This window comes from Nocardia farcinica (genome assembly GCF_029867845.1).
GTDB lineage: Bacteria > Actinomycetota > Actinomycetes > Mycobacteriales > Mycobacteriaceae > Nocardia > Nocardia farcinica_A.
This window is the reverse complement of sequence record NZ_JARWRU010000206.1, coordinates 1-3,284: the sequence shown is the minus strand read 5'-3', so window position 1 is coordinate 3,284 and position 3,284 is coordinate 1. Positions and strand designations below refer to the sequence as shown.

Genomic DNA, 3,284 nt, shown 5'->3' with positions numbered 1-3,284 from the left:
GCAGGCGGCGGGCGGCGCGGAGGAAGCCGCCGCCCCCTCCGCGGCGGCGCTGACCCAGCTCGCCGACGGTCAGATGATCGTCGGCGGCGAAAGCCGCCGGGACCTGACCGGTTCCCCGGCCCCCGCGCCTGCGCGAACGGTGGCGCGCCCGGCACAGCCCGGCTCGGACAAGGCGGTCAAGCTGGTCGACCGCTTCGAAAGCGGCCTGGCCGCGCCGATCTGCCTGACCTGGGAACTCACCTACGCCTGCAACCTGGCGTGCGTGCACTGCCTGTCCTCCTCGGGCAGGCGCGACCCGCGCGAGCTGAGCACCGAGCAGTGCAAGGCGCTCATCGACGAGTTCGAGCGCATGCAGATCTTCTACGTCAACATCGGCGGCGGCGAACCGACGGTGCGCCAGGACTTCTGGGAACTGGTCGACTACGCCACCGCCCATCACGTGGGAATCAAGTTCTCCACCAACGGCGTTCGCATCACCCCGCAGGTCGCCGCCCGGCTGGCCGCCAGCGACTACGTGGACGTGCAGATCTCCATCGACGGCGCGAACGCCGAGGTCAACGACGCGGTGCGCGGGCCGGGCTCGTTCGACACCGCGATCCGCGCGTTGGAGAACCTGGCCGAGGCGGGGTTCACCGACGCCAAGCTGTCGGTCGTCGCCACCAGGCACAACATCCCACAGCTGGACGAGTTCAAGGCCATCGCCGACCGCTACGGCGCCACCCTGCGCCTGACCCGGCTGCGTCCCTCCGGCCGCGGCGCGGACGTGTGGGACGAGCTGCACCCCACCCCCGACCAGCAGCGCGTGCTCTACGACTGGCTGGTCGCCAACGGCGAGGGCGTGCTCACCGGTGATTCCTTCTTCCACCTGTCGGCCTTCGGTTCGGCGCTGCCCGGCCTGAACATGTGCGGTGCGGGCCGGGTGGTCTGCCTGGTCGACCCGGTCGGTGACGTCTACGCCTGCCCGTTCGCCATCCACGACCGCTTCCTGGCCGGAAACGTGCTCACCGACGGCGGTTTCGAGGGCGTCTGGCGGGACTCGCGGCTGTTCGGCGAACTGCGCGAGCCGACCGGCGGCGGCGCCTGCTCGGGCTGCGCGCACTACGACGCCTGCCGCGGCGGCTGCATGGCGGCGAAGTTCTTCACCGGCCTGCCCGCCGACGGACCCGACCCGGAGTGCGTGCAGGGCTACGGCGAGGCCGCGCTGGCCGACGCCGGGCGCACCATCCCGCGCTCCTCGGTGGACCACTCGCGCAAGGCCGCCCCTCGGCGCGGCGCTCGCAAGTCCGGCCCGATCCCGCTGACGCTGTCGGCGAAGGTGCCCTCCCGTGCCTGCGACGAGAGCCCGTTGGCGTGAGCCGCGTGGTGTGAGCCCGCGTGGTGTGCGTGGCAGGCAGTGATTGCGCGGCGTGAGCTGGGTGGCGTGAGCGCCGCCGCGACACGCCGAATGGCCGGGGCGCGGCGCTTGCCCCGGCGATTCGGCCCGTTTCCTGCGCGTTCCGCATGCCGATGATGCTCGAGCGGGCGGCATTGCCTAGCATGCGAGGGATGCGCCACGATCGATTGCCGGACGGCTTCGGGGTACGGATCGATCCACGGGTACGCGCATACTCCGGGGGTCGTGTGCTCGTCGGTGGCACGCCCGCCAGGGTGCTGCGGCTCGCCCCCGAGGCCGCCGAGATGATCGGCGACGGGTACCTGGAGGTGTCCGGGCCCAAGTCCGCCGTCGTCGCCCGCAGGCTGCTCGATTCCGGGGTCGCCAATCCGCGTCCTCGGCTGCTGCCCTCCACCGACGAGGTGACCATCGTCGTCCCGCTGCGCAACAACCCCGATGGGCTGGCCCGCATGCTCGCGGTGCTGCGCGGCCATCACGTGATCGTGGTCGACGACGGCTCCGACCAGCCGGTGCGGGTGCCGCGCGAACGCGGCCCGCGGTGCCGGGTGACCGTGCTGCGCCACGACCGCCCCCAGGGGCCCGCCGCGGCCCGCAACGCCGGGCTGCGGGCGGCGACAACGGAGTTCGTGGCCTTCCTCGACTCCGACGTGGTGCCGCGCAGCGGCTGGCTGGAAGTGGTGCTCGGGCACTTCAGCGATCCCGAGGTGGCGCTGGTCGCCCCGCGCGTGGTCGCCCTCGACCCGGATTCCAACGCGCTGGCCCGCTACGAGCACACCCGATCCTCGCTGGATCTCGGCAGGCGCGAGGCGGCGGTGCGTTCCGGCGGCCGCATCTCCTACGTGCCGAGCGCCGCGATGCTGGTCCGCAGGCAGGCGCTGCTCGCGGTCGGCGGCTTCGACGAATCCCTGCACGTCGCCGAGGATGTGGACCTGTGCTGGCGGCTGGAGCGGGCGGGCAGGCGGTTGCGCTACGAGCCCGCCGCGCATGTCGCCCACGACCACCGGGTGTCCTTCCGTGCCTGGTTCGGCCGCAAGCTGTTCTACGGCACCGGCGCCGCCGCGCTGGCCCGGCGCCACGACCCGCGCATGGTGTCCCCGCTGACCGTGCCGAGCTGGACGGTGCTGGCCTCGGTGCTGTTCGCGACCTGCACCCGCTGGGGCGCGGCGGGCGGCGCGATCACCCTCGGCGCCGCGCTGCTGCGGCTGCGCCGGGTCTTCGCCGGTCTGGACAATCCCACCAGGATCGCCTCGCTGTATCTGGCGCGTGGCTTCTTCGCCGGACTGTGGCGGCTGGCCTCGGCCATGTGCAGGCACTACTGGCCGGTGACCCTGCTGGCGATGGTGCTGTCCGGCCGCGTGCGCCGGATCGCGGTCACCATGGCGCTGGCCGACGGCCTGGCCGACTGGTTCACCCATCGCGAGCGCGGCGGCCTCGACCCGGTGCGCTACGTGGCCTTCAAGCGCGTGGACGACATCGCCTACGGAACGGGCCTGTGGCTCGGCGCCTTCCGGGCCCGCAGCCTGGCCGCCCTGCGCCCGACCCTGGCCCGCCGCTGACCGCGCGCCCCATGCCTGTGCGATGACCGACACCGTGCGCGCCGACACCCTGATCGTCGGCGGCGGCACGGCGGGCTGTGTTCTCGCCGCCCGTCTCAGCGAGGACCCGGCGCACACCGTGACCGTTCTGGAGGCGGGCCGGACCTGGCTCGACGCCGACGCCTTTCCCGCCGCCCTGCGCGACGCCACCCGCATGCCCATCGGCCCCGAGGCGGACTGGCTCTGGCGGTATCCGGCCGTCCTGACCGCGGCCGGGGGCGACCGGGTCGTGGCCGCACGCGGGGGGGGGCCGGGGGGGGGGGGGGGGGGGGGGGGGGGGGGGGGGGGCTGGGCCC

At 73.8% G+C, this 3,284-nt stretch carries 3 protein-coding genes; all 3 read left to right on the top strand.

The window, feature by feature from the left end; translation table 11 throughout:
• Positions 1-139 precede the first annotated feature (139 nt).
• Positions 140-1,354: a mycofactocin radical SAM maturase gene (mftC, locus tag QH283_RS04185; RefSeq protein ID WP_432420654.1), complete on the top strand. Its 1,215-nt coding sequence runs from the start codon at positions 140-142 to the stop codon at positions 1,352-1,354.
• A gap of 191 nt (positions 1,355-1,545) precedes the next feature.
• Complete coding sequence (mftF, locus tag QH283_RS04180; protein ID WP_280501695.1) at positions 1,546-2,949, top strand: mycofactocin biosynthesis glycosyltransferase MftF; 1,404 nt, start codon at positions 1,546-1,548, stop codon at positions 2,947-2,949.
• Between the two features lie 22 nt (positions 2,950-2,971).
• Positions 2,972-3,284, top strand: a 313-nt coding sequence (locus QH283_RS04175) for an NAD(P)-binding protein (protein WP_280501694.1), incomplete at its 3' end; no start/stop codon positions are given.

Excerpts from the sequence above, each read along its gene's own strand:
- mftF (WP_280501695.1), top strand. The coding sequence starts at position 1,546 with ATGCGCCACGATCGATTGCCGGACGGCTTCGGGGTACGGATCGATCCA.